At 53.3% G+C, this 3,421-nt stretch carries 6 protein-coding genes; all 6 read right to left on the minus strand.

The genetic code is table 11. The features are described from left to right. Nucleotides 1-97 precede the first annotated feature (97 nt). Complete coding sequence (gene nadS / locus LG30_RS0107675) at nt 98-382, minus strand: NadS family protein (RefSeq protein ID WP_033130122.1); 285 nt, start codon at nt 380-382, stop codon at nt 98-100. A gap of 1 nt (nt 383) precedes the next feature. Next, a complete protein-coding gene (locus tag LG30_RS0107680) occupies nt 384-716 on the minus strand; it encodes a type II toxin-antitoxin system RelE/ParE family toxin (RefSeq protein WP_033130123.1) in 333 nt (110 codons plus the stop codon). Nucleotides 717-969: 253 nt separating this feature from the next. After that, a complete protein-coding gene (gene rplT, locus LG30_RS0107685; RefSeq protein WP_005300683.1) occupies nt 970-1,326 on the minus strand; it encodes a 50S ribosomal protein L20 in 357 nt (118 codons plus the stop codon). Between the two features lie 14 nt (nt 1,327-1,340). Then, nucleotides 1,341-1,538, minus strand: coding sequence for a 50S ribosomal protein L35 (gene rpmI / locus LG30_RS0107690; protein ID WP_005315535.1), 198 nt, complete (start codon nt 1,536-1,538; stop codon nt 1,341-1,343). A gap of 85 nt (nt 1,539-1,623) precedes the next feature. Continuing rightward, nucleotides 1,624-2,172 carry a translation initiation factor IF-3 gene (gene infC, locus LG30_RS0107695; protein ID WP_033130124.1) on the minus strand — a complete coding sequence of 183 codons (549 nt, stop codon included), beginning with the start codon at nt 2,170-2,172 and terminating at the stop codon, nt 1,624-1,626. Between the two features lie 3 nt (nt 2,173-2,175). After that, nucleotides 2,176-3,421 (minus strand): threonine--tRNA ligase (gene thrS, locus LG30_RS0107700; RefSeq protein ID WP_033130125.1); only part of this gene is annotated, 1,246 nt, incomplete at its 5' end.

Raw genomic sequence — 3,421 nt, forward strand, 5'->3', positions numbered from 1 at the left:
ATTTGCGGGGGGATTACCATAGCAGATGGGCTTTATCTGGCGTTCTCCGTACTCAAGATCAGAAAAGGCCCACACTATGGGGCCTCTTCATTCCACATTAGTGAGCAGCTAGCTCACTGTAGAGATCTGGCTTTTCTTGCATAAGCGTCAAGACCTTCGCTGCCAATCCAGTCGGGTTGCGGCGCCGGGTTTCCCAGCTTTTGACCGTATCCACACTCGTACCCAATGCCTGGGCAAACTCTTGTTGCGATACCTTGAGGGCCAGGCGGATGGCCTTGACGTCAGCGACCTCGTATTTTGTCCGAGCAGCAGGCTCTACACGACCCTGCTTGATCTCGACAGCCTCTTCCAGGGAAGCCTTCAGTTCGTCAAACATGTTCATATCAAACCTCCCCTTTCAGTAACGTGGTCAATTTCTTCAACTCTGCTTTTTCTGCTGCAGTGAGACTCTCTTTCTCACTCTTCGCATACGCCAGTACCAGATAAATCGTCTCAACGGTTGCCAAGAAGTAGATCACTCTGGCACTGCCGCTTTTCCCTTGCTGGCCTGTTGACATGCGAACTTTTCGCAAGCCACCAGTACCTTGGATCAAGTCGCCTTTTTCTGGCTGGGCAATCAGCTCGACCTGCAGTGCTCTGAGCTCATCGTCTGTCGCTAAGGCTTTTATCTGTCTAGTGAAGATAGAGGTCTCAATAAATTCAATCGCGTGACTCACGCATCACTCACTCTGAGCATTCATAATGGTGTACATAGTACACACCACGAGTCAGCGAGGCAACATGGCCATTCTGGCTGTGCTCCCCCCCTGCCGCCATTTCGGCCACTAAGCTTTCATGATGAGATGGCATCGAGCAAAATAAATGGGGCAATATATGGACACTACAAATAGAAAATCGATACAAAACAAGAAATTATAGATACAAAAAAGGAGGCCTAAGCCTCCTTTTATCTTTCATAACAGAACCGGATTAAACCAGAGCTGCTTTAGCTTTTTCAACCAGGGCGGTGAAAGCCAGCTTGTCGTGAACGGCGATATCGGACAGGATCTTGCGATCGATCTCGATGGAAGCCTTCTTCAGACCGTTGATCAGACGGCTGTAGGACAGACCGTTCTGACGGGCAGCAGCGTTGATACGCGCGATCCACAGTTGACGGAACTGACGTTTCTTCTGACGACGGTCACGGTAGGCATACTGACCGGCTTTGGTTACCGCTTGTACCGCTACGCGGTAGACACGGGAACGGGCGCCGTAGTAACCCTTGGCGGCTTTCATTACTTTCTTGTGACGAGCGCGAGCAGTCACACCACGTTTAACTCTTGGCATTTTTCACATCCCCCTTATGCGTACGGCAGACAAGCGACAACACGTTTGTGGTCGGCAGCAGAAACCATGAACTTCGGCCCCAGCTTACGCTTACGCTTACTGCTCTTCTTGGTCAGGATGTGACGCAGGTGGTTGTGCTTGCACTTGAAGCGACCTGAGCCAGTCTTCTTGAAGCGCTTTGCGGCGCCCCGGTTGGTTTTCATCTTCGGCATTTCATACTCCGCATTGTGAGTGACAACAAAATCGCAAGGCGAACCGACTCATGGGACATGCCCATGAGTCAATTTCTTGTGGGCCTTAAGATTTCTTCTTAGGTGCGAGAACCATCACTGCTTGACGGCCTTCGACTTTCGGGAACGACTCTACTACGGCCAACTCTTCCAGATCGTTTTTGACTCGCTCCAGAACCTTGATACCAAGATCCTGGTGGGCCATTTCACGACCACGGAAGCGCAGGGTGACCTTAGCCTTGTCCCCGTCTTCCAGAAAGCGAACCAGGTTGCGTAGTTTTACCTGATAGTCGCCTTCGTCAGTGCCAGGACGGAATTTGATTTCCTTGACCTGGACGACTTTCTGCTTTTTCTTCTGTTCTTTGGTGGTCTTGCTCTTTTCGTAGAGGAATTTGCCGTAATCCATGATCCGGCAAACGGGCGGCTCAGCGTTAGGACTGATCTCGACCAGATCCACTCCAGCCTCAAGGGCCAAGTTCAGAGCATCTTGAATGGTGGTGACGCCAATGGCCTCACCATCCAAACCGGTCAGACGAACTTCTTTCAGACGGATCTCTTCATTGATCCGGTGAGCGCGGGCTTGCGGTTGCTTGCCCAGTTTTTTTCCGCCTTTTATAGCTTATTCCTCCACTTTCTTTTGTCCGCGGGTCTGAACTTCCTGGGTCAACAGAGCGATTAGCTCTTCAACAGGATAAGTGCCCAGGTCAGCCCCTTTACGAGTTCGCACTGCAATCTTGCCGGCTTCAACTTCTTTATCGCCGCAGACCAACATGAAAGGAACTCGTTTCAAAGTATGCTCGCGGATTTTAAAGCCAATCTTCTCATTTCTCAAGTCCGCTTTTGCGCGAAGGCCCGCATCATTCAATGCTTTGGCAACTTTCACCGCATAATCGGCCTGATTGTCCGTGATATTCATGACCACGGCCTGAGTCGGTGCCAACCAGGTCGGGAACAGTCCCGCGTACTCTTCGGTCAGAATACCGATGAAGCGCTCGATGGAACCCAGGATGGCGCGGTGGATCATGACGGGCACATGGCGCTCGTTATCTTCCCCCACATAAGTGGCACCCAGACGACCCGGCAAGGCAAAGTCGAGCTGCACGGTACCACACTGCCACGCACGATCAAGGCAATCATGCAGAGTGAATTCGATCTTGGGACCGTAGAAGGCGCCCTCACCCGGCTGCAGATCGTACTTCAGACCGTTCAGCACCAGCGCCTCGGCCAAGGCGGCCTCGGCACGATCCCAGGCCTCGTCGGAGCCGATACGCTGCTCGGGACGGGTGGAGAGCTTGACCACGATGTTCTCGAAGCCAAAGGTGCCGTAGACGTCATAGACCATACGGATACAGGCGGACACCTCTTCCATGATCTGCGCTTCGGTACAGAAGATGTGGGCGTCATCCTGAGTGAAACCCCGTACCCGCATCAAGCCGTGCAGGGAGCCTGACGGCTCGTTGCGGTGGCAGGAGCCAAACTCGGCCATGCGCAGCGGCAGATCGCGATAGGACTTGAGGCCCTGATTGAAGATCTGGACGTGACCCGGGCAGTTCATCGGCTTGATGGCGTACTCGCGGTTCTCGGACTGGGTGGTGAACATGCCCTGAGCATACTTATCCCAGTGGCCGGAGCGCTCCCACAGCACGCGATCCATCATGGCGGGGCCTTTCACCTCCTGATAGTCATACTCACGCAGCTTGGTACGCATGAAGGTTTCCAGTTCACGGAAGATGGTCCAGCCATCGTTGTGCCAGAACACCATGCCGGGCGCTTCTTCCTGCATGTGATACAGGTCGAGCTGCTTGCCGATCTTGCGGTGGTCACGCTTGGCGGCCTCTTCGAGGCGCTGCAGGTAAGCCTTGAGC

The sequence above is a fragment of the Aeromonas aquatica genome, assembly GCF_000764655.1.
Taxonomy (GTDB): Bacteria; Pseudomonadota; Gammaproteobacteria; order Enterobacterales; family Aeromonadaceae; genus Aeromonas; species Aeromonas aquatica.

Bases quoted from the DNA above. Each gene is read 5' to 3' on its own strand.
- nadS (WP_033130122.1), bottom strand. From the start codon at position 382: ATGAACATGTTTGACGAACTGAAGGCTTCCCTGGAAGAGGCTGTCGAG.
- rplT (WP_005300683.1), bottom strand. From the start codon at position 1,326: ATGCCAAGAGTTAAACGTGGTGTGACTGCTCGCGCTCGTCACAAGAAA.
- rpmI (WP_005315535.1), bottom strand. From the start codon at position 1,538: ATGCCGAAGATGAAAACCAACCGGGGCGCCGCAAAGCGCTTCAAGAAG.